The organism is Mesorhizobium sp. M0854, from assembly GCF_040319815.1.
Lineage (GTDB): Bacteria > Pseudomonadota > Alphaproteobacteria > Rhizobiales > Rhizobiaceae > Mesorhizobium.
In genome coordinates, this window is the sequence record NZ_JAMYOL010000008.1 from 112,345 (window position 1) to 133,772 (window position 21,428).

The following is a 21,428-nucleotide window of genomic DNA, read 5'->3' on the forward strand; positions in this document are numbered from 1 at the left end:
CGTTTCATTTCCTCGGCCGCAAGTAATTCTTCCTTCCGGCAAACGGGGCAACCTGGCGTGCCAGCGCGCGGGGCTCCGGCCGCTACTTCGAGAACTTCTCGCCGGTGAACGGTCAGCTACTTTGCGAGGTGGCCGCTCGGATGCCCAGGACATCGAGGTGGCCCTGGACGCGGCACATGCCGCCAAGGACGCCTGGGGGCGCACCAGCGTTGCTGAGCGGTCACTCATCCTCAACCGCATCGCCGACCGCATGGAGGAGAACCTCGATCTTCTCGCATGCGCTGAAACATGGGACAACGGCAAGCCGATCCGTGAAATAACCGCCGCCGACCTGCCCTTGGCCATCGACCATTTCCGCTATTTCGCCGGCGCCTTGCGCGGCCAGGAAGGGAGCCTTTCGCAGATCGACGACGACACCGTCGCCTATCATTACCATGAGCCGCTGGGGGTGGTTGGCCAGATCATCCCCTGGACTTTTCCGCTGCTGATGGCATGCTGCAAGCTTGCTCCCGCGCTTGCGGCCGGCAACTGCGTCGTGCTGAAGCCTGCCGAGCAGACTCCGGCTGCCATCCTGCTGTGGGCCGACCTTGTTGGCGATCTGCTGCCGCCGGGCGTGCTCAACATCGTCAACGGCTTTGGTCTCGAGGCGGACAAGCCACTCGCGTCGTCGCCGCGCATTGCCAAGATCGCCCTTACCGGTGAGACCACGACGGGCCGGCTGATCATGCAATATGCCAGCCAGAACCTTATCCCGTAACACTGGAATTGGGCGGCAAATCGCCAAACATCTTCTTCAAGGATGTTGTCGCCGAGGACGACGATTTCTTCGATAAGGCGATCGAAGGCTTCGTCATGTTTGCGCTAACCAGGGCGAGGTCTGTACCTGCCCGAGCCGCGCGCTCATCCATGAATCGATGTACGATACGTTCATGGAACGCGCCCTCAAGCGCGTCGAGGCGATTGTGCAGGGCGAGCCGCTCGATCCGGCAACGATGATTGGCGCCCAGGCCTCGTCCGAGCAGTTGAAGAAGATCCTGTCCTATATCGACATCGGCCGCCAGGAAGGCGCGGAGGTGCTGACCGGTGGCGCCCGCAATGTCCTGCCTGGTGATCTGGCGGGCGGCTATTACGTCAAGCCGACCGTGTTCAAGGACACAACAAAATGCGCATCTTCCAGGAGGAGATCTTCGGGCCGGTGGTTTCTGTCACGACCTTCAAGGACGATGACGAAGCGCTCAGCATTGCCAACGACACGCTTTATTGCCTCGGGGCCGGGGTCTGGACCCCGCGATGGCAACCGTGCCTATCGCTTCGGCCGTGCGATCCAAGCCGGCCGCGTCTGGGCCAACTGCTACCACGCCTATCCCCCGCATGCGGCCTTCGGCGGCTACAAGCAGTCTGGCATCGGCCGCGAGACACACACGATGATGCTCGACCACTATCAGCAGAAGCCGAGGGGGATAACAGTGTCGCGCGGCTTCCTACTCCAGAACGAGCACGCCCTCCTCCTTGGCGGCCTCCTCAAAGGCCTTACCGACGTCGTCGGGTGACACTCGGTCCTGAAAGGCGTCGATGCAGGACTGTACCGCCAGCGTCCACTTAGGCCCCCTCTTGGTCCACTTCATGAGTTCCTCGGCGGCACAGGCCTGCCGACCAACGCAGGTTATAGGGAACGATGTAGGCCCTCGCGGGTTTAGAACTCGCAGCGGTCGGTTCTTCTCTTGGATGTGCAGCCGCTGTTGGGCGTGCGTCGTTTTCTCATGGGCGACGGGCCTCCTGGTTGCCATTGGGGGGAGTGACGTCCCCTCTTCTTTTGCAGCAGCCAGGAACGCCTTAGCAGCCATTTGAGGTGACACCTTATCGGCCAGTGCGGCCGTGCAGATTCGTACCGCAAGGCCCCACCGAGGACCCCGGTTAGTCCACTTCATGAGTTCCTCGGCCGCACCTTCGACGTGGCTGATCCCGACGCGGACACTTGGTTGGTCGGACCTGGCGTACACAGGAGGGGAGAACGAATGGCGAGACATAGAGGAAACTTAAAGCGGAACCAGCCTGCCGATCAACCCAGGTTGTAAGGGAACGATGTAGGCCCCTCGCGGGTTTAGGGGCGGCAGCGGGATTCTTCGTGATGTGCAGCCGCTGTAGGGGGGTCCGTCGCCTCTCCCTCAGCGGCGGCGGGCTCCTTTCGCCAAGGCGGTGCTGGTCAGAGAACCTTTACCGCATCCAAGTTAGCTAGTTGGGGGGAGTAATGTCCCCTCCTCTTTTGCAGCAGCCAGGAATGCCTTGCGAGCCTCCTCAGGTTCCATCTCATCGAAAATCACGGCCATGCAAACACGCACCGCGAGGTCCCAGCAAGGGCCACGTTTGGTCCACTTCATCAGCTCCTCCCCGGCTGCCTCGGCGTTGTTGACGTTGCGGATGATCCCGGGACGCTCGGTCTTGACCGGGACCGGAGGGTTGAACCAGTGGCGGGCCATGCGGTCACTCTTTGTCGACCTTATCAAGTTCCTCCAGCAAATACCTTTGCTCAGCCGGCAGTTCCCGTTGTACAGGCAGATTCAGCAGGTTGCGAAGGTAATTGCGGATTACCTCTGACTATTGGAATTGGCGCAGGGCGGCGCGCCTCTGTCGCCATGCCACATGACTGAAGTTGGCTGACAGCTACTCGCGACCGTCGAAAGCCACGTAGAGGCCCATGGCCGTTGCTGCCTCGACTATCGCCTCGGTTAATTCTTCGTCGGAGGCCACCAAATAAGGCGCAGCCTCCCGAGCTTCGCGCAGCGCCACTTTGATCGAGACCGTGTCGCCAAGGTCCGCCCTGTTGAGGAGTACGTTGATTGCTTGCTCTAGAAGTGGACCTACCCTTTGCGCGACGCTCATCCAGCCCTCCCCAGGCACACGCCGAAGTGGACTCTACTCCCTGCCTGAGCGACATCAAGGCCATGTACGAGTCGTACAAATTGGCACGGTGCTAGGCCGCAACAGTCAGGAATGTTTGGTTCAAAAATTCGTCCGGGTGATCGGATAATTGGGTCGCGCGAAGAACTCCGGACGCCCCGTGGTGCCAAACACTGTTGCTTCGCCGTCGATGATTGCCCGCTTTGCGTTCAATTCAGCCGCAGTCCGGACGATTGGGCTGTATCTGTCAGTCCAGTCGAAGCCGTTTCGTGTGCAGGTCTGCACCTTACCCCGTTGGATGATCAACTGCGTGCGATACCCATCATATTTGATGTCGTGAAACCACCCTTGGCCCTTGGGCGGCTTCTCGACCAGGGTGGGCATTTGGAACTCAATAAATGACAGCCGGCCAACGCCAGGCTCGGTGAGCATGCGCCGGCACTCCACACAGTATGATTTGAATCAATATCGCTGGTTCGAATCGGTTCCGAAACAAGGTGCACGCTGGCGGCGTTGGCATTTTCCACATATTAGCAATCCCTTGACTGTCGTCAAAGCCGCTCCAGAATCATGGGCATGGCTTGGGAAATTGCGGACATCAATATCGGCGATGAGGTGGCGATCACCGTGACGGTGCTGAAGCTGCTGGACGACGGAAGAGCTAGTGTCAGCATCCCGTCCTATGGTTTTCCGCATTCAGTCCCTGCTCCTAAAAGATCCAAACCAGGTGACGAGCTACAGCTGACCGGCGAGGTCACGCGGGTCGACGAGGAAAATCGAAAGGTGACGGTGAAAGCTGGCGGCCTAATCACCGTGGATGCCGATACGATCACCGACTGGACGCCTGTTCGCCGCAAAAAGATGTCGCGTAGAGATGGGGCGGATTAGCGAACGCAGATCAAAGCATGGATGCCGATGATAATCCGCAAGGCCTGGCCGCCCTGCTCTGGTGCGCATGGCATCGAGGACACCTGCCCGGCCGGCGTGCTGCCAATCGAGGAAGCTGCCTTGCCCAGCTGGCGCACTGTACGAAAATTACCAACTTCGTTAGCCGGGAACAAGCACTCTACATCAAACGTTTTTGCGAGACTGAACTCTCCTCCTCCGGCCTAGCTGTAGCGGCCCGCTGCTCTGTACGGGCAGCGGGCCTGAGGGGTCGCACATGCCGCAGCGCCTGCGTACCAATCGCACCTGCCTTAGTCCCCATGATTTAGCTATTTGCCAGCGCGTTTTCGATCGAATTTGCGCAGACGAACACCTCGACCCTTTAAGCCAACAGGGCGAAATCCTGGCGGAAACGGTAGTGGCGACTTTTCGAAATGCTCACACTGACGAGAGCGGACTGCTGAAGGCAGTCAGGTCTCGTCGCCGAAATTGAGCAGCAAAATTTCACCCGGCAACCCGCTCCACAGTGTAGATAGTGTTCCGCGACCTGACGAGTGCCACGCGCACAGACTCCTTAAAACGGTGCCCTGCACGCACACCGCCCGAGTCTCGAACGCGACTCAATCCTCGTGATAGGTTCCCCCCATGTCTGATCATATTCTGCCCGGTCAAAAGAAGCCCAAGCTAATCGTCGTCGTGGCGTTCGATCGAGGCGAGGACGGCGAACTGTTTCCCGCCTTTGGTCCGGCCGATCAGCAAAGCGAGGAACGCGCCATTCGCACCGGTCAGGCGCTCGCAGGGAAGCACGTTGGCGTAATAGCATGGAGCCGCGACGCCGACCCGGCCGTTGGCGACTACGGTCCGCCGACCGTGCTATTCACCAGCGGCGACGTGCCGGATATGGAGTAAATTCAGCCCGAGATTCCATTTCGCGGTGTTCGGCGAACTCCCCTTCACTGGGTATTCGTGGGTCATTTATTGGGTAACGCCGCTCTTGGCGATTCGCTCCTCGAAAGTCGGGGCCAAGCCCGACATGCTGAAGCACTGGGCAGCGTCCATCGCGGCGGCAGCTTCTGGCCAAGCGCATGCCTTCTGCCACTTGCCGACGTTTGATGTGGCGCAAAGGATCTGCAGAAGCTAACATAGCTTGTTCTTGGAGGCTGTCGTGCGTACGAGACGTTTCAGAAAGCCCGTCGTCGTTCAACCCGGCCGGATCGATCGCGACAGAGTTGTTGCGTCCGTATCCGACGCGGCCGAAGTTCTGCTGAGGGATTGGCCGAGGCCGGCGGGCAAGTCGCGGCTCGCCGCAATCGAAGCATGCCTTGCCGTAATCCGTGGAGAAAAACCACCAAGAATAGCGCGCCAGGCGTTCATCGCTGCTGCCAAGGAGGCTAGGATATTGCTCGCGGAAGAAATTTAGGCTTATCCAGCACCCTGAAGCACGGAGCGCTGCTGGATTCAGCGGCTTTGTTGCTTGTGGCATCGGCAGAGGGCGACGTATCGATGTAGTGGGATTTTTTCGATATGATTCGATTGTGTGTCGAGGGCGACGATGTATCGGCTTGCCTTGTCGATCGCACATTGATCGACCTCTCCTGCCCGTCAGGATACGAGGACGTGAAGACGCAAGCCGTGCTGAAGCTTGTGTTGTGGCGTGAGCGGCGCTTACTGAACCGCGAAGCCAGGCAGCTCATTCCCAGCCAGGCCACCTAGACCATCTAGACCCGACGGCATGGCCCGAACGTCGTGCACTGTCAGGCTTTGCCCTTGCGCTTTGCTGGTGCTTTTTTCGGCGGCGTTTTGTCAACCGCCTTGCGGCCGAGACCGGCAGCTTTGGCAAGTGCAGACCGCTGAGCCGCATAGCTGGGCGCTACCATAGGATAGTCCCACGCCAAACCCCACTTGGCTCTGTACTCATCAGGTGTCATGCCAAGCAAGCCCAGGTGGCGCTTCATCGACTTGAACTTGCGCCCGTTCTCAAGGCTTATAATGTATTCGGGAAAGATCGACTTCTTAGGATTTACCGCGGGCGTAAGTATTGGCGATGGTGCAGCGACCGGCTCAGCCAGGCCAGACAACGCAGAATTGACACTAGCGATCAAATTCGGCAGATCCGCCACGGGCGTTGCGTTGCTCTGGACATAGGCTGCGACGATGTCTGCTGTCATCCCTAGCAAATCAGCCCTTCGCTGCCCAATTGCTTCATCCATCAAAATCGTTCCCGTGTTGATCTCCGGCGTTCCTATTTGGAAAATTCGGCCTGCGCAATTGCAAACAACGATTATTTGACGTTAGATTACTCCAAGGCCGACTTTGCTGGTCATCCCCTGCGACATGGGTGTGTGCGGCCAATTTCCCTTCAGGTGTAGCACCCTCATTCACCCGAATGCGATCAGCAGATCGTTGGCATTATCTGGTCCCCCGGCCTTGATCTGGACTTCGGCGATGGTCCTGTCGCGCTCGGCATGCAGCGCCGTTCCATCTCATCGCTTCGATCGACACCAGCACATCGCCGGCCTTCACCGCTTGGACTGCAGCGACCGAGAGCGCCGAGACGACGCTAGGCATCGGCGCGCCGACACGCGGACACAGCCCAGGATGACAACGTGTGTTCGGGAGATGTCAGGCGTTCAAGATTTTCGCTTCCTTGGTGGCGCTGAGAAATGCCACGCGGGCAATCTCCGGGGCCTTATCGCCGCCGAGCACCTTCATGCAGGCCATGGCTGCTGGGTGCGGCGCCCAGTTTCTCCAATGGGCCAATCATAACGCATCAGCTCAGGCCGGCGTTTAGCCGCTTAACCAATTCCATAGGTATAGAGGCTGAGATTATTCAGGGGTGATCGCTGAAAATTCAGAGATACTGGCCGGCAACGCAAAGTGGCTAACTGTTGCATTTTTGGGCGGGGGCAATTGCCCCGCTTGCCAGCCTACCTTGTATGCAATTGCTAGCCTTTTTCCCACGGCTAGAGCGACCCGGCCCCCTATCTTTCGCCTGAGTTAAAGCTGAGGCAGCAACGCTTTTTTCTGCTTTCGTTGATTTGGGATTGCTAAGAATCTTGGACGCCGCGCTTGCGACGCCCGTGGTCGTGGTTTCGTTTTTTGCCATTTTTCTCCCCACCTAGTTGATGCGTGAGGACAATGATCCCGCATTTGCTCTGAGTCGATTCGGCGCTTCTTTCGCCTGCGGAGAAACTTTCATGCCCTCTGCTAGGCTTCACCAATCCGAAAGCCAGCTTCCTTCTTCAGCAGAAGGCCCCAAGCTAATTGTTGTCACCACCTTCGACCCGCGATGAGAACGGCGACTTCCACGCAGCCTATGGGCCAGCCGAGCAGCAGACCTAAGACCGAGCGATAAAGGACCGCCAAAGCTCTGGCGACGAAACATACCGTGACATTGCGGGGTCGCGTGATGCTAACCCGGCGCTGGGCGAATACGGCGAGCCAACGACACTCATTGGTTCGGGGCGACGTGCCCGACATGGAGTGACGATTAGGCCGGTATCCCAACGCTCCCCTGAAATTCTCCTCAGGGTGTAGTCGAGGGGCACAGGGACACAGGAGACCTAACCAGAGGAGCGTAACACCCCTCCTCCTTGGCAGCAGCCTCGAAAGCCTGACGGACCTCTTCCACACGGTCCTGAAGGGCTTCTACGCTTGCACAGCCTTCCTCCACTTAGGTCCCATCTTGGTCCACTTCATAAGTTCCTCGGCGGCACCCTCGACATTGTTGCACCCGTAGGTGGCCCAACGTCGGTCGGTCTTGACGTACACCGGAGGGGAGAAGCAATGGGTTGCCACGGGCGGAAATTAGAGGGGACTTCCTCAGTAACCAGCTTCCGGTCGCGAGTTTTGATAAACTTTCCAATCACCAGCTCTAATCAGAGGCGCGACCGTAACGTCCCCTCCACCTCGGCAGCAGCCAGGAATGCCTTACGAGCCTCCTCAGGTTCCCTCTCGTCGAATATCTCGGCCATACAAACGCGCACCGCGAGGTCACCAAGGGCCACGCTTCGTCCACTTCGTCAGCTCCTCGCCGGCCGTCTCGGCGTTGTTGACGTGGTGGATGATCCCGGGACGCTCGGTCTTGAGGACCGGAGGGGAGAACCAATGGGTTGTAGGGCGAGGAATTTCGTCGGCCGATTCTTGCTTCCGCAGCTCAAACTCTTCTGAAAGCTCCCGCGCCAGTGCGGCAAGCGTCGGTGTCAGAGTTGGTTCGCCCACAAACCTTAGGAGCCTGCGCAGCTTCCGGCAGTAGCCTTCCGAACTGATCATCCCCCGGAAGGCACGTCCCCTACGCAGCATGGCCATAAGGGTCACTGAAGGTTCCTTCTGGTTCGTCGAAGGCCATAGAAGCCCGCGCTGCCAAAGTGGTGGCGCTCCAATCAGCCTCGACCTGCTCTCGCCGCTCAAGCTCCTGCAACAATGCAGCAAGGGACGCCGGCAGTTTCTCGTCGACTTCGAGACCAAGCCTGTTGCGGAGCAGCTGACGATTATCTTCTGAGCTGATCAGCCGTTGAAAGGCTGTCGCTGCTGTTGGTCGTGCCGGCATAACGTCGTTCCCACATTCGGTCTGAAACACTTTCGTTGCGAAAGGGTTCCGAAGGGGATGCGAATAATTTGGTGGGTGCGCGCGCGAAGTTCCCCGCGCCCCTCTCGATCCCGGCTGCCCTCGCATTGTCGCAGCCATGCCTGTCGCCGGTTTCAGTCTTCACGAACACCGGAGGGACGAACCAATGGGTTGCCATGAGGGGTAAGTAGGGCGGCACGAACCCGCCGACCATCCGAATCATGGTAGGTCATGCTCGGTCCCTTCTCGGCAGGGAGCGGGCAACAAACCGAAGGTGTTCATAGAGAACGGCCTCGTCGAACTCGCCGTCCGAGAAGAGTGCCATTGCGCTCACGCTCAGGCGCTCCGCCTGCTCGCTTCCTACTGGAATGCCTTGCTCGGCGCATACACGATCAAAGACCTGCTTCAACAGAATCAGGTCGCCAGGATAGGCAGTACCACTAGTTGAGCTGCTGCTGGTCATAGGCTGTCACCATTGGGGCGGACGCGCGGTGGGCTCTCCTGCCAGAGCCGAATGCCCAAACCCTAACCTTCAAGTCGCGCGACTCAGAGCAGTTGAAACTACAGCCGCTTCCGTTCCCGGCAGTTCGAACAGCATGGGCAGGTGGCGACACTCGGCTTCGTCCACGATCAGCTCCTCGATAGTCGCGATGGAAAGATGGCTTTTGAGGCGCAGCCGGACAACCGCCGCCAGTTTGTGAACGGGCACTGGCACCGCCCCCGTGTGATCGTCTAGCAAACTATTGATCTCAGCAACTACCTTTGGATCGACGGCGTGGGGCAATGGCAGCATGAGAGCGTTCCTTTCGGAAGTAACTCTAGGCGGATCATGGCGATGAGTCTGGCCGCGTACGTTTTTAACCAAATGTCGCGGACATCATCGGAGGTCAGTCCACGGTCGTTAGCGGCTGCGTGCATTAGAGCGGCGGGGCGCCGGCTGCATAGCCAATCGTGAAGCAAGATGAACCTTTCCTGCGTTTATTGTGTTTGTAGGGATGCCTCGCTTTTTCTTCGACTTCACCGATACCGGGCAAGTCTTCCCCGACGTCAAAGGCACCGATCTGCCAGACCTCGAAGCTGCAAAACAAGAGGCGGTAAGAGCCTTGGTCGAAATCACCAAAGATAAGCTGCCGCAATTGGTGCGGTGACTATCAACCTCCTGCATGGCCCCGTGGCCTCGCATATGCGTCGGCGGCCCGCCGGTGAAGAGCCTAAGCGGCCAGTTGACGGCCGTCGAAAATGACTATTAAGTTCGGTCATAGAACGAATTAATCGGAGCTGCTGTTGAACGACCTGCCGCGCATTTCTCGTCAGTTCTCCCAGCGCTCCGTCATGGAGGCGATCGTGCAAGGTGGGCCGATCTCGCGCGCTTCGATCGCAAAGCAGACCGGCTTGTCCAAGCAGACAATCTCCGAGATCGTCAGGGCACTCGAGCAGGAAGGCTGGGTGCAGGAGACAGGGCGCACGAGCGGACATGTCGGACGCACGGCTGTCACTTACGAACTCGTATATGACGCGGCCTACATCGCGGCCGTCGACCTCGGCGGCGCCAAAGTCCGGGTCGCCCTCACCGATCTTGCCTGCCAGATATTCGCGGAGGAAACGGCGCCGACCGATCCTCGGGGCGGACAGTTCATCGTCGACCAGATCGTGGATCTTGCGCTTCGGGCGGCCGAGAGGAACCGAATCTCGCGCACAAAGATAAGGCTGGCGGTGATTGGTGTTCCCGGTGCACCCGACAAGAAGACGGGCCGCGTCCTGCTTGCCCCGAATGTTGCCGGCTTTGGCACGATGAATGTCGTCCGCGCTTTCGAGCAGGCATTCGGGTTTCATGTGATGATCGAGAACGATGTCAATCTGGCGGTGCTCGGCGAGAACTGGCAGGGGTGCGGCCGCGGTATCGACAATCTCGCCTTCATAGCGCTGGGTACTGGTATCGGCAGCGGCCTCATGGTTGGAGGCAATCTGGTGCGGGGCGCCAGCAATGCAGCCGGCGAGATGGGCTTTTTGCCGATTGGCGCCGATCCTTTCGCGCCGACATCGTTGCGCGCCGGCGCTTTCGAGCGCGTGGTCGCAACCAACGCCATGGTTGAACGCTACGCAACGCTGACGGGCAACATCGTCAACGTGCCGACGATTTTCCACAGTGCATCGGCTGGAGACAGGCATGCCGCGACGGTACTCGACGAAACCGCGCGCTACCTCGCACAAGGCATTGTGGCCATAGCGGCAATTGCCAATCCGCAAAAGGTCGTCCTCGGCGGCTCGATCGGGCTGCGGCCGGAAATCCTGTTGCGCGTTAGGGACCTGCTGCCGCGCTGCTTCCCCTACCCTATCGCCGTTGAGGCCAGCGAACTCGGGTCGCGGGCAGCGCTCATCGGCGCTGCCGCGATCGGGCTCGGCCAGTTGCACAACACACTGTTCGGCGTCGACGCGCCCGACGGACGCATTTCGCTTCCCCCAGCCAGTTCGGCCGTGCTGCGCGAGGCCACGCTATGACTGTCTCAAAGGACATCACCACTCGCTTGCGCGCGGCCCTCGATTGCGACGCAGCGGTTGAGCTTCTGCAGGGGGCAATCGGCCGCGAAAGCATAACCGGTCACGAAGAAAACTTTGTCGCCTTCCTTGAAGACCGGATGCGCGTGCTTGGCTTGAGCGGAATTCGGCGCGCGGAATTCGCGCCCGGCCGGCCCAACCTCTGGGGTGAGCGCAAAGGTGCCGGCACCGGCAAGCGGCTGCTCTTCATCGGCCACACCGATACGGTCCATGTCGAGGGCTGGCGCGAGCACTGGACTGGCACCGCCAAGCAGGATCCGTTTGCCGCGCCAATGATCGACGGGCAGATCTGGGGCCGCGGCGCCGGCGACCTCAAGGCCGGCATCTGCTCCGCGCTGTCGGCACTCTTTCTGCTCGACTCCGCCGACATCCAACTGGCCGGCGACGTTGCCTTTGCCTTCGTCGGCGACGAGGAGAGCGGCCAGCCTGGAACCGGCGTCTCCGCCGGCATCAAGGACTTCGTCGGCCGCATCGAGAGAGGCGAAGTCGTGGCGCCCGATTTCGTCGTCTATGTGGAGCCTACCCGCCTTTCGGTTTATCCGGCCCAAATTGGCTTCTTCATTACCGATATCACCATCACCGGACGATCAGCCTATTTCGGCGTACCCGAACTCGGCAAGGATGCCTTGCGTGCAAGCCACGCCGTCATGAGCGCGCTGTGGAAGCATTCGGAAGATGTTGCAACAAGAGCCGAGCACCCGCTGATTGGGCGTGGCTTCCTGCTGATCACCGGCCTTGCGGGCGGCGGCTACATCGCGGTGCCCGAACGCTGCACGTTGTCGCTGATCCGCAAGCTGTTACCCGGCGAGTCGCTGGACGAGGCCGCCGCCGAAATCGAGGCAGTGGTGCGCGGCGCCATCGCCGATCCCGAAATCATGTTGGCGTTCGCCTATCCGGCCGGTCGCGATCATCCGCTCGGGGGTAACGCCGCCGAGATTGCACCTGACAGGCCGGAGGTCGGCGCTCTTGCTGCCGCCATGGCCCGATCGATGGCTGGTCGCGGCGCCATCGAAGGCGCGCCATTCTGGTCAGAGTCATCATTTTTCACCAACCGGCTCGGCATCCCCGCCGTGTACTGCGCGCCAGGCGATATTCGCAACTGCCACACCTTCAACGAACACGTCGATGTCGAGGAATATCTGGCCGGCGTCATCGGCTTCGCCCGGTTCATGGTGGAGTATTGCGGCGTTACGGAATGAAGGACAACTGAGAGCGAAAATGGGAGAACTATCATGCTGATAGACAGACTTGTTGCTACAGCACTTGCAGGTAGCCTGATGCTCATGGCCGGTGGAGCCGGCGCACAGACAGTGGGACCGAGCGGCGAGACGGCGACACCCAGCGCCGAGGTTAGATTGTCGGATGCAGACCTGGCCGCAGTAAAGGAGAAGGGCTACAAGGCCGCGCTGCTGTGGCACACCTCCTCCGACTTCACCAATGCGGTCACGTCCGGTGCCAAGGATGAATTTGCCCGTGCCGGCATTCAAATCGTCGCCACCACCGACGCGGGCTTTGACGCCGCGCGCCAGCGCAGCGACATCGAAACCGCGCTCGCGGCGAAGCCAAACGTCATCCTGTCACTGCCCCTCGATCCGGTCACTTCGGCCGAGGCGTTCCGTCAGGCGCTCACCGACGGCACCAAGCTGGTATTCCTTTCCAATCTGCCGAAAGGCTACAAGCACGGAACCGACTATGCAGCCATCGTCACTGACGACCTGTTCCAGATGGGCAAGCAGGCGGCCGATGCACTGGCCAAGGCGCTCGATGGAAAGGGCAAGGTCGGCTACATCTTCCACGACGCCAGTTACTATGTGACGAACCAGCGCGACCAGGCTTTCAAGACAACGATCGAGAAGGATTATCCCGGCATCAAGATCGTCGCCGAGCAGGGGATCTCCGATCCGGCGCGGGCAGAAGAGCTGGCCAGCGCGATGCTCGTGCAGCATCCCGATCTTGACGGCATCTACGTCACCTGGGCCGAACCGGCCGACGGCGTGCTGTCGGCCTTGCGGGCAAGCGGAAACACCAAGACCAAGATTGTCACGCTCGACCTCGCCGAACCGGTGGCGCTCGATATGGTCAAGGGCGGCAATGTGACCGCACTGGTGGCCGACAAGGCCTATGAGCTCGGCCGCGCCATGGCCGCTGTCGGCGTCAAGGCGCTGCTCGGCCAGGAGACCCCGGCCTTCGTCGTTGCCCCGGCGCTTACCGTGACCAAGCAGAACGTTGCGCAGGGCTGGAAGGATTCGTTGAACCGCGACGCGCCGCAATCGGTGCTCGACGCGGCCAAATGACAGGGCAATGCCCGGCGGCCAATCAGGGCCGCCGACATCATAAAAACAAGGGGAACCGACATGCGCATAGCAATTGGAATGTTGTCGGCACTGGTAGCACTCGTCGCTGCCAACGCCTTCGCAGCCGAGGGCACCACCACGGGACCGAACGGGGAAAAGCCGACGCCGGCAAAGAGCGTCGTGCTCACACCAGCTGAGGAGCAGCAGATCAAGGACGGCAAATACACCGCCGCGCTGGTCTGGCATGAGATGAGCGAATACACCAACGCGGTGAACAGCGGCGCCCAGGACGAGTTGAAGCGGCTCAGCATCACGGTCGTCGCTCAGACCGACGCCGGCTTTGATGCGGCCCGTCAGAAATCCGACGTCGAGACAGTACTCGCCAAAAGGCCCTCTATTATACTGTCCCTACCGGTCGATCCCGCAAGTGCGGCCACCGTCTATGATCCTGCGCGCCAGGCCGGCGTGAAATTGGGATTCGTCGACAATTCGCCGGCAGGCTACGTTCACGGCAAGGATTATGTGACCATCGTTTCGGACGACCTTTTCCAGATGGGCAACAAGGCCGGGATCGCAATGGCCGACGCGCTCGGCAAGCAGGGCAAGGTCGGCTACATCTTTCACGATGCCGATTTCTACGTCACCAACCAGCGTGACGGAGCATTCAAGCACACGATCGAGCAGGACTATCCCGACATGAAGATCGTGGCCGAGGCCGGAATGGCCGACCCCGCGCGCAGCGAGGAAATCGCGCAGGCGATGATCACACAGCACCCGGACCTCGACGGTATCTACGTCACCTGGGCTGAGCCGGCGCTTAGCGTGCTGTCCACATTGCGGGCGGCCGGCAACAGCCACACCAAGATCGTCACGCTCGACCTGAACGAACCGGCGGCACTGGACATGGTGAAAGGCGGCAACGTTGCGGCACTCATCGCAGACGAAGCCTACGACATCGGCGTGACGCTGGCGCGCGCCACGGCCGCCTCGTTGATCGGCAAGAAGGCCGCGCCGTTCATCGTGGTCGATTCCCTCGCCGTCACCAAGGACACTGTCAAGGACGGGTGGAAGCGATCCCTCAACAAGGACGTGCCCGCGACCATCGCGGCCGCCCTGAAGTAGCGGCAGACGACGGCGCCCCGCCGGAGGAAGTGAGAATGTCGAGTATCAACACCAGCCCCGGCCGGGCAGCGAGCTTGGTCAGCCGCTTCAACCTGCAGCAATATGTCGTCTATCTCGGATTTCTGGCGATCTTTCTGTTCTTCGCGATCGTACTGAAGGACAGCGGTTTTCTGACGGTCCGCAACCTGTCGAACATCGTGCTGCAGACGGCACCAGTGACGATCATGGCGATCGGCCTTGTCTTTGTCATGTCGGCGGGCGAGATTGATCTTTCGATAGGTTCGATCGTTGCCGTGGCAGCCCTTGCAGCCGCGGTGGCGATAAACGCCTACGGCTTGTTGGCTGGGGTGCTGGCCGGCCTCGGCGCCGGCCTTCTGATCGGCCTGCTCAACGGCGCTCTCGTGGCTTACGTCAAGTTGCCTTCATTCCTGGTAACGCTGGCGACGCTCGGGCTGTTTGCCGGCGTATCTCGCTCCATGACCGATTTGCGGTCGATCCCGGTCACCAACGACGCCTTCACCGGTTTCTTCGGCTCGGGTTCTTTGCTGGGTGTTCCGTCTTTGATCTGGTGGACGGTAATTGCCGTTGCGATCGCGCATCTCATCTTTCGCGAGACGCGCTTCGGCGCCCATGTGCTGGCCACCGGCGACAACAGCCGTGCCGCCAGTGTTTCCGGCATCAGCGTGGCGCAGATAAGGCTTGCCGTTCTGACCACAAGCGGCGGGCTCGCCGGCCTTGCCGGGCTGCTCTATGCGGGCCGGCTGCAGGCTGCGAAATACACGCTCGGCGAAACCGACCTTATGACGGTGATAGCGGCCGTCATTGTCGGCGGAACCCTGCTTAACGGCGGCAAGGGATCGATTGTCGGTGCGCTGGTGGGCTCGCTGATGATGGGCATGCTGAACAACGGCCTCATCCTGATGGGCCTGTCCGTCTCCGACCAAATGATCGTGCGCGGCTTGATCATTCTTGCGGCCGTCGCCGTATCGCTGCGCGAAAAGTCCCGTTGAAGGAGTTTTGTCATGTTCCTCGATGTTCTGCGGCGCCGCAATCCGAGCTTTATAGAAAGCGCCATGCGCCTGCACCAGGAAGGAAAGCTGCCGGCTAATTCCTATGTGCTCGACCTCGATGCCGTCGAAAGCAATGCCCGGGTCCTGAAGCGCGAGGCCGACCGGTTCGGCCTGAAGATTTTCGCCATGACCAAGCAGGTCGGCCGCGCCAGTTCGTTCTGCCATGCGCTCAAGCGTGGCGGCATCGATCAGGCCGTCGCCGTCGACATGGCCTGCGCGCGGGCAACGCACAGAGCAGGCCTGAGGCTCGGTCATCTTGGCCACCTGCAGCAGATCGCAAGGCACGAGGCCAATGCGGCGGCCAAAACGTTCAGGCCGGACTATTGGACCGTCTTCAACGACACCAAGGCTGAAGAAGCCGCTGCCGGCGCAAGGCTCGCCGGGTACACGCAAAACCTGCTTGCCCGCATCCGCGCCGATGGTGACGTTTTCTACCGCGGCCACGAAGGTGGTTTTGAGGCGGCTGATATCGCCGCGGTCGCCGAAAAACTGGATGGTCTCGACGGCGGACGGTTCGCTGGCATCACCACCTTCCCGGCGCTGTTGTTCGACCAGACCACGCGAACGGTCCTGCCGACACACAATCTGGCGACACTGGGCAGAGCTGCCGAAGCGCTCGCCAAGTCCGGTCGCAGCGACATAGAGGTGAACGCGCCCGGCACAACGTCGAGTGTCCTGCTTGGCGCGCTGGCCGAAGCCGGCGCCACGCAATGTGAACCGGGCAATGGCTTGGCCGGCACCACTGCGCTGCACGTCATGGAAGATCTGCCGGAGCTCCCTGCCGTTCTGTATTTGACCGAGGTCTCGCATTTGTCTGGCGGCAAAGCCTACTGCCTGGGTGGCGGCTTCTATATCGATCCGATCTTTCCGGACTATGAGGTGAAGGCAATCGTGTCCGCAGAACCCACCACGGCCGCCGCCGCGCTCAGAAGCGTCGAGGTGCCGCCGCCTGCGGCAATCGACTATTACGCAATGATTGACGCTAGCGGCGCCAATGCGCCACGCTCCGGCGACACGGCGGTGTTCGGCTTTCGCGGCCAGGCGTTCGTGACCCGCGCCTACGTGGTCGGCATCTCCGGTGTCTCAAAGGGGGCGCCCCAAGTCGAAACGATCGAAAACGGTTTTGGCGAAACCGCTGCCTGGCCTGTCTAGGAGCAAGTGATGAACGCGACCACGACCGGCACGCCCCCTGTTTTGCAGCTGCGCGACATCCGCAAGAATTTCGGTGGCCTCACGGCAATCGAAAATTTCTCGCTCGAGCTCTATCCCGGCGAGATAGTGGCGTTGGTCGGCGATAACGGTGCCGGCAAGTCGACGCTGGTCAAGATCGTGACGGGGGTGCATGCTCCGACATCCGGGACGATCATCATCGAGGGGCAGGCGGTGGCAATGTCGAGCGCCACCATGGCGCGCGCGCACGGCATTGAGGTGGTCTATCAGGACTTGGCGCTCGCCGATCAGCAGACCGTCTACATGAACATGTTTCTTGGCCGCGAGCCGGTGAACCGCTTCGGCCTGCTCGACCGACGCCGGATGATCGACGACACCGAAAAGCTGGTGAAGGATCTCGACGTTCGCATTCCATCGGCTCACGCCACCATCCGCGATCTCTCGGGCGGCCAGCGCCAGGGCGTGGCGATTGCGCGCGCCACGCACTGGGCAAGCAAGCTGATCCTGCTCGACGAGCCAACCGCCGCGCTCGGCGTTGCCGAGACCGCCAAGGTCGAGACGATTGTTCTGTCGCTGAAGCAGCGCAACATTGGCGTGCTGATCATCAGCCACAGCCTCGACCAGGTGTTCAGGCTCTCAGATCGGATCTGTGTTCTGCGACGTGGCAAACAGATCGGCGTGCGCAAGACCAGCGAGACCGACAAGAACGAGATCGTCGCCATGATCACCGGGCTTCAGCACTAGCCCGGTCCGACAGAGGCGCGCCGTTCAGACATTGCGTTACCCGAGCAGCGAGTGGCATGATTTCAGATCCACGATCAGGCCTCGGCCACAGAATGTCGTCAGCATCAATCCAGCGCGCGCAGATGGCGGATGGGGCGCCCACCAGCAATCCGGTCGGCGGCTGTGGCTATGGAATTGGCGTCGATGCCGAAGTGGCGGTAAAGGTCGCCGATAGTCCCTGACTGGCCAAAATGCTCGACGCCGAGACTGCGCGTGCGATGGCCGTACACCGAACCCAGCCAGCCGAGTACCGCCGGATGACCATCGGTGACGGAGACGATGGTGCAATGCGCAGGGAGATCGGCAAACAGCCTTTCGATATGACTCCTGGCGTGAACGAGGCCGCGTTCGCGCGCGCGACTTGCCGCTGTCCAGCCTGCGTTCAAGCGATCGGCCGAAGTCACGGCCAAAAGACCGACGTCGCGACGGTCCTCTGCCATCATGCCGATAGCTTCGATGGCCTCCGGCGCAACCGCGCCGGTATAGGCAACAATCACTTCGGCATTGGGACCCGGAGCCCGCAGCCAGTAGCCCCCGTCGATGATGTCCTGCTCGAGCTGTGGCATCATGGGACGAATGATCTGCTCGACCGGGCGCGTCGAGAGCCGCAGATAGACCGAGCCGCCGGTCTCGTCGCGCAGCCAGGTGCGCTCCGACTGCACGGCGTCGCCGTCGCGCTGCATATAATCCAGCGCAAAGCGCATGATGACGGCGAGCTCGTCGACGAAGGCCGGCTCGTAGGCCGCAAGCCCGTCCTGTGCCATCCCGATCAACGGTGTGGCGATCGACTGATGCGCCCCACCTTCCGGAGCCAATGTGACCCCGGATGGCGTGGCGACCAGCAGGAAGCGCGCATCCTGATAGCAGGCATAGTTGAGCGCATCGAGACCGCGCTGGATGAACGGATCGTAGAGCGTGCCGATCGGCAGCAGCCGTTTGCCGAAAATCGAATGCGACAGCCCAAGTGCCGACAGCAGGATGAACAGATTGTTCTCGGCGATGCCGAGTTCGATGTGCTGGCCGGAGGGGCCGAATTCCCATTTCTGCGCCGAGGCGATGCGTTCGCTGCGGAAAGTGTCGGCGAGTGACTGACGCGCGAACAGGCCGCGCCGGTTGACCCAGGGGCCGAGATTGGTCGAAACCGTGACGTCGGGCGATGCCGTCACGATCGCGTCGGCGAGCGGCCCGCCAGCCCGCGCAATCTCGTCCAGAATTCTGCCGAAGCCGACCTGCGTGGAGACGCTGCCTTTGGCTTCCGCGACGAGACGACCAGGGACCACGATGCGCTGGGCGTGCCGGCGCCGCTGGCCCTTTGCCGCGAACGGAACGGCGTCGAGGAATCGTTGCAGCTCCAGATCCCCAGCAGCCAATCCCTCGAACGCGTCCCACTCCCGCCCGTCGCCGACCGACATCGAGGCACGAAGGACCGCCATCTGATCGCTGGTCATCAGGCCGGCGTGGTTGTCCTTGTGGCCGGCGAGCGGCAGGCCGAAGCCCTTGATCGTATATGCAATGAAGCATGTCGGTCGATCGTTGCCGCGTGCTGTCCCGAAGGCCTCGATCAGGCATGGCAGGTCGTGGCCGCCGAGATTGGTCATCAGCGCGGCGAGCTCGGCATCGGAGCGCCGGTCGAGAAGCGATGCCAGGCCCGGCTTGTCTCCGATGTCGGCGACCAGGCGCTTGCGCCAGGCGCCGCCGCCTTGAAACGTCAGCGCCGAATAGAGCTGGTTCGGGCAGGCCTCGATCCAGGCCTTTAGCGCCTCGCCGCCGGGTTCGGTGAAAGAGGCTTCGAGCAGCGAGCCATATTTCAGGATCACGACGTCCCAGCCGAAATTCCGGAAAATGTTTTCGAAGCGTTCCCAAAGGCCTTCGCGAATCACGGCATCGAGGCTCTGTCGGTTGTAGTCGACGATCCACCAGCAGTTGCGCAGGCCGTGTTTCCACCCTTCGAGCAGCGCCTCGAAGATGTTGCCTTCGTCCATCTCGGCATCGCCGATCAGCGCCACCATGCGGCCCTCGGGCATGCTTTCGTCGCGGGCGCCGAGATAATCCTGCACAAGCGAGGCAAACAGTGTCTGCGCGACGCCGAGGCCAACCGAGCCGGTGGAGAAATCGACGTCGTCGACATCCTTGGTCCGCGACGGATAGCTTTGCGCGCCACCGAAGGCGCGAAACCCTTCGAGCTTCTCCCTCGTCTGATTGCCCAGAAGATACTGGACGGCGTGAAACACTGGCGAGGCATGCGGCTTTACCGCGACGCGGTCGTGTGGCCTCAGCACCGAGAAATAAAGCGCGGTCATGATCGTCACCAGCGACGCCGAGGATGCCTGGTGTCCGCCAACCTTCAAGCCGTCCGTATTTTCCCGCAGGTGATTGGCGTTATGGATCATCCATGTCGACAGCCAGAGCACCTTTTTCTCCAGTGCCGAAAGTGCCTCCAGTTTTTGTTTGTCCATGCTGCAAGACTCCCGGTTGCGATGTCTCAATCATAGGGCTGAGCAAAAACCAATTGTCGCTAAACTTGCATGAGATTGGCAGCTGCGTTAGCTGATTGTGCCAATATCAGCCAATGGAGTAACGTTCGATGCCAAAAAGTCGACTGGACAATATCGACCGAAAGATCATTGCCGCGCTGCAGGTCGATGGCAGGATGACGGCGCAGCAGCTTGCCGAGCGGGTCGGCCTTTCGGCCTCGCCCTGCGCCCGCCGGGTCCGCCTGATGGAGGACATGGGGGTGATCACCGGCTATGCCGCCCTGATCGACCAGGACATGGTCGATCTGCCGATCTCGGTGTTTGCCTCGATCAAGCTTGAGCGCCAGCGCGAGAGCGAGCTGAAGCGGTTCAACGCGGCAATCGCGCGCTGGCCGGAGGTGGTCGATTGCTATCTGATGACTGGCCAGCGCGATTATCTGCTGCGTGTCGTGGTGCGCGACCTGCACGCCTATGAGCGCTTCCTGAAGGAAAAGCTGACGCGGCTCGATGGCGTCTCCTCGATCGAGTCCAGCTTCGCGCTTGCCCAGATCAAGCGATCGAACCGGTTGCCGGTAGAGGCATGATTTTTTTCGGACGGACCCGCGTGTCGCAGGTCTTGCAGCAAGTAGGCAATATGGGTTCGGTACGCCTCAACACTGGCTATGATTTCTGGTGTTTCCGCCGGCTGCAATTGGATTTTATGCGTCATGGTTGCGGCGAGAATCGACTGCCTTCCGGCGCATCAGCCGCCGCCGCGCGGATTGCTCAAGAACCTGGCTGACCGCCAAAGCCAACCAGGCCGCAATGGCGCGGGACGTCCACCATTTGGCGGTCTCTTCCGGGAAAACCGGTCAGAGGCGATCAGAAAGCGCCGGTGCCGCTCGACATAGCGCGCCATGGCACTGGAGGGGTCTGCAGATTTTGCGCAACGAAGAACGCCGTCTCTTTCCGGTGCGACGTCTGACGCTTGGCAGGAATGGTCGGCGGCACTGCGTCATTAGCATTGGATTCTCCTCGACAAACCGCGGGAGTCTGGGCGCTGTGCTTTTGCTTTGTCATCCTGGTGTACCGACCTGAACGGGTGGCGTCAGCATTAGAAGCGATACCGAGCGAACTATAAGTGACGGGTTTTGGCTGCCGCTATAAAGTTGTGTGAAATTTTGTCAGCTTTGCGCGACCGGAATAGCTGGACGACATCCGACGCCGCAGCTCGGACCATGCAGGCGAACTAACGAATTCGTTCCGGGAAAATCCCGGCTGCCGGCTGGGTCAGGCCTGCGTGACGGTACCCAACTCTGAGAAAACTGCCCCGTAGCGCAGCTGCTGGGTTGGCCAGTTCCCAGAGCGTCAAATCGCCGTCGCCGTCGGCTTTGTCGCAATGGCCGGAATGAATATTGGGCATGCCAAGACCTCCCGCGGGTTGGACCGGCGAGAGCAGCGGCGTGCGCTGCTAGGCCGAACGTTGGGAACCCACGCGGAGTGAGCCAGCCGCACAGGCTTCGCACGGGCTGCCCAGCTTGGAGCTTTCGGCTTGCCGGCGGAGGATGGGAATGCGTTCCCCGACACCGTGGCACTCGCCGTCCTTTCGCGGTGTGCTTCTGACGGCCAG

27 protein-coding genes and 2 pseudogenes are annotated in these 21,428 nt (G+C 60.8%); 15 read left to right on the forward strand and 14 right to left on the reverse strand.

The window, feature by feature from the left end:
• Positions 1-74 precede the first annotated feature (74 nt).
• Positions 75-1,550: pseudogene (gene adh, locus NKH99_RS15230) on the forward strand (aldehyde dehydrogenase); the annotation flags it as partial.
• Here adh and NKH99_RS15235 read toward each other — a convergent pair.
• The 4 genes from NKH99_RS15235 to NKH99_RS15250 all read right to left on the reverse strand — a co-directional run bounded on the left by NKH99_RS15235 (position 1,482) and on the right by NKH99_RS15250 (position 3,330).
• Positions 1,482-2,027: a DUF982 domain-containing protein gene (locus NKH99_RS15235; RefSeq protein ID WP_353014541.1), complete on the reverse strand. Its 546-nt coding sequence runs from the start codon at positions 2,025-2,027 to the stop codon at positions 1,482-1,484. The pseudogene adh and the gene NKH99_RS15235 overlap by 69 nt on opposite strands.
• A gap of 201 nt (positions 2,028-2,228) precedes the next feature.
• Positions 2,229-2,477 (reverse strand): DUF982 domain-containing protein, encoded by a 249-nt coding sequence (locus tag NKH99_RS15240; protein ID WP_353014543.1) that lies wholly within the window; start codon positions 2,475-2,477, stop codon positions 2,229-2,231.
• A gap of 184 nt (positions 2,478-2,661) precedes the next feature.
• Positions 2,662-2,880 carry a hypothetical protein gene (locus NKH99_RS15245; protein ID WP_352473112.1) on the reverse strand — a complete coding sequence of 73 codons (219 nt, stop codon included), beginning with the start codon at positions 2,878-2,880 and terminating at the stop codon, positions 2,662-2,664.
• A 120-nt stretch (positions 2,881-3,000) separates the two neighbouring features.
• Positions 3,001-3,330 (reverse strand): ATP-dependent DNA ligase, encoded by a 330-nt coding sequence (locus tag NKH99_RS15250; protein ID WP_353014545.1) that lies wholly within the window; start codon positions 3,328-3,330, stop codon positions 3,001-3,003.
• A gap of 138 nt (positions 3,331-3,468) precedes the next feature.
• On the opposite strand from NKH99_RS15250, the gene NKH99_RS15255 reads away from it, so the two are divergent.
• The 4 genes from NKH99_RS15255 to NKH99_RS15270 all read left to right on the forward strand — a co-directional run bounded on the left by NKH99_RS15255 (position 3,469) and on the right by NKH99_RS15270 (position 5,496).
• A complete protein-coding gene (locus NKH99_RS15255; RefSeq protein WP_353014547.1) occupies positions 3,469-3,786 on the forward strand; it encodes a hypothetical protein in 318 nt (105 codons plus the stop codon).
• Between the two features lie 642 nt (positions 3,787-4,428).
• Positions 4,429-4,692, forward strand: a complete 264-nt coding sequence (locus tag NKH99_RS15260) for a hypothetical protein (RefSeq protein ID WP_352775019.1) — start codon at positions 4,429-4,431, stop codon at positions 4,690-4,692.
• 256 nt (positions 4,693-4,948) lie between these two features.
• Positions 4,949-5,203 carry a DUF982 domain-containing protein gene (locus NKH99_RS15265; protein ID WP_352473196.1) on the forward strand — a complete coding sequence of 85 codons (255 nt, stop codon included), beginning with the start codon at positions 4,949-4,951 and terminating at the stop codon, positions 5,201-5,203.
• A 104-nt stretch (positions 5,204-5,307) separates the two neighbouring features.
• A complete protein-coding gene (locus NKH99_RS15270; protein ID WP_353014549.1) occupies positions 5,308-5,496 on the forward strand; it encodes a hypothetical protein in 189 nt (62 codons plus the stop codon).
• A 41-nt stretch (positions 5,497-5,537) separates the two neighbouring features.
• Here NKH99_RS15270 and NKH99_RS15275 read toward each other — a convergent pair whose 3' ends face one another.
• The 8 genes and pseudogenes from NKH99_RS15275 to NKH99_RS15310 all read right to left on the reverse strand — a co-directional run bounded on the left by NKH99_RS15275 (position 5,538) and on the right by NKH99_RS15310 (position 9,143).
• Positions 5,538-5,993, reverse strand: a complete 456-nt coding sequence (locus NKH99_RS15275) for a Ros/MucR family transcriptional regulator (RefSeq protein WP_352775014.1) — start codon at positions 5,991-5,993, stop codon at positions 5,538-5,540.
• Between the two features lie 168 nt (positions 5,994-6,161).
• Positions 6,162-6,372, reverse strand: a pseudogene (locus NKH99_RS15280) (biotin/lipoyl-containing protein); the annotation flags it as partial.
• A 33-nt stretch (positions 6,373-6,405) separates the two neighbouring features.
• A complete protein-coding gene (locus NKH99_RS15285) occupies positions 6,406-6,543 on the reverse strand; it encodes a DUF982 domain-containing protein (RefSeq protein ID WP_352775011.1) in 138 nt (45 codons plus the stop codon).
• Between the two features lie 1,118 nt (positions 6,544-7,661).
• On the reverse strand, positions 7,662-7,790 hold the full coding sequence (locus NKH99_RS15290; RefSeq protein ID WP_502900054.1) for a DUF982 domain-containing protein: 129 nt from the start codon (positions 7,788-7,790) through the stop codon (positions 7,662-7,664).
• Positions 7,777-8,055 (reverse strand): hypothetical protein, encoded by a 279-nt coding sequence (locus tag NKH99_RS15295; RefSeq protein ID WP_353014553.1) that lies wholly within the window; start codon positions 8,053-8,055, stop codon positions 7,777-7,779. The genes NKH99_RS15290 and NKH99_RS15295 overlap by 14 nt, the downstream gene beginning before the upstream one ends.
• Positions 8,056-8,074: 19 nt before the next feature.
• Positions 8,075-8,362 (reverse strand): hypothetical protein, encoded by a 288-nt coding sequence (locus NKH99_RS15300; RefSeq protein WP_353014555.1) that lies wholly within the window; start codon positions 8,360-8,362, stop codon positions 8,075-8,077.
• A gap of 217 nt (positions 8,363-8,579) precedes the next feature.
• Positions 8,580-8,813, reverse strand: coding sequence for a hypothetical protein (locus NKH99_RS15305; protein ID WP_352772477.1), 234 nt, complete (start codon positions 8,811-8,813; stop codon positions 8,580-8,582).
• A 69-nt stretch (positions 8,814-8,882) separates the two neighbouring features.
• Positions 8,883-9,143 carry a hypothetical protein gene (locus tag NKH99_RS15310; RefSeq protein ID WP_352472936.1) on the reverse strand — a complete coding sequence of 87 codons (261 nt, stop codon included), beginning with the start codon at positions 9,141-9,143 and terminating at the stop codon, positions 8,883-8,885.
• A 202-nt stretch (positions 9,144-9,345) separates the two neighbouring features.
• On the opposite strand from NKH99_RS15310, the gene NKH99_RS15315 reads away from it, so the two are divergent.
• From NKH99_RS15315 to NKH99_RS15350, 8 genes are all read left to right on the forward strand, one after another.
• Positions 9,346-9,498 (forward strand): DUF6894 family protein, encoded by a 153-nt coding sequence (locus NKH99_RS15315; protein WP_352472937.1) that lies wholly within the window; start codon positions 9,346-9,348, stop codon positions 9,496-9,498.
• Between the two features lie 136 nt (positions 9,499-9,634).
• Positions 9,635-10,849, forward strand: a complete 1,215-nt coding sequence (locus NKH99_RS15320; RefSeq protein WP_353014558.1) for an ROK family transcriptional regulator — start codon at positions 9,635-9,637, stop codon at positions 10,847-10,849.
• Entirely contained in the window at positions 10,846-12,105 is a 1,260-nt protein-coding gene (locus tag NKH99_RS15325) for a M20 family metallopeptidase (RefSeq protein WP_353014560.1), read from the forward strand. Before NKH99_RS15320 ends, NKH99_RS15325 begins: the two co-directional genes overlap by 4 nt.
• A gap of 33 nt (positions 12,106-12,138) precedes the next feature.
• Positions 12,139-13,200, forward strand: coding sequence for a substrate-binding domain-containing protein (locus NKH99_RS15330; protein WP_352472940.1), 1,062 nt, complete (start codon positions 12,139-12,141; stop codon positions 13,198-13,200).
• Positions 13,201-13,260: 60 nt separating this feature from the next.
• On the forward strand, positions 13,261-14,322 hold the full coding sequence (locus tag NKH99_RS15335; RefSeq protein WP_353014562.1) for a substrate-binding domain-containing protein: 1,062 nt from the start codon (positions 13,261-13,263) through the stop codon (positions 14,320-14,322).
• A 35-nt stretch (positions 14,323-14,357) separates the two neighbouring features.
• Positions 14,358-15,332: an ABC transporter permease gene (locus NKH99_RS15340; protein WP_352472942.1), complete on the forward strand. Its 975-nt coding sequence runs from the start codon at positions 14,358-14,360 to the stop codon at positions 15,330-15,332.
• Between the two features lie 12 nt (positions 15,333-15,344).
• Positions 15,345-16,544: an alanine racemase gene (locus NKH99_RS15345; RefSeq protein WP_352472943.1), complete on the forward strand. Its 1,200-nt coding sequence runs from the start codon at positions 15,345-15,347 to the stop codon at positions 16,542-16,544.
• Positions 16,545-16,553: 9 nt separating this feature from the next.
• Positions 16,554-17,306 carry an ATP-binding cassette domain-containing protein gene (locus tag NKH99_RS15350; protein ID WP_352458022.1) on the forward strand — a complete coding sequence of 251 codons (753 nt, stop codon included), beginning with the start codon at positions 16,554-16,556 and terminating at the stop codon, positions 17,304-17,306.
• Between the two features lie 104 nt (positions 17,307-17,410).
• On the opposite strand, the gene NKH99_RS15355 is transcribed toward NKH99_RS15350, so the two are convergent.
• The gene (locus NKH99_RS15355; protein ID WP_353014565.1) at positions 17,411-19,801 is read right to left on the reverse strand and encodes a thiamine pyrophosphate-binding protein; all 2,391 of its coding nucleotides are present in this window, start codon (positions 19,799-19,801) and stop codon (positions 17,411-17,413) included.
• 128 nt (positions 19,802-19,929) lie between these two features.
• Here NKH99_RS15355 and NKH99_RS15360 point away from each other — a divergent pair, with 128 nt between their 5' ends.
• Complete coding sequence (locus tag NKH99_RS15360) at positions 19,930-20,403, forward strand: Lrp/AsnC family transcriptional regulator (protein WP_352772505.1); 474 nt, start codon at positions 19,930-19,932, stop codon at positions 20,401-20,403.
• The gene (locus NKH99_RS15365; RefSeq protein WP_353014567.1) at positions 20,400-20,600 is read left to right on the forward strand and encodes a hypothetical protein; all 201 of its coding nucleotides are present in this window, start codon (positions 20,400-20,402) and stop codon (positions 20,598-20,600) included. Before NKH99_RS15360 ends, NKH99_RS15365 begins: the two co-directional genes overlap by 4 nt.
• A 447-nt stretch (positions 20,601-21,047) precedes the next feature.
• Here NKH99_RS15365 and NKH99_RS15370 read toward each other — a convergent pair whose 3' ends face one another.
• Positions 21,048-21,221 carry a hypothetical protein gene (locus NKH99_RS15370; RefSeq protein ID WP_353014675.1) on the reverse strand — a complete coding sequence of 58 codons (174 nt, stop codon included), beginning with the start codon at positions 21,219-21,221 and terminating at the stop codon, positions 21,048-21,050.
• Positions 21,222-21,428: the final 207 nt, after the last annotated feature.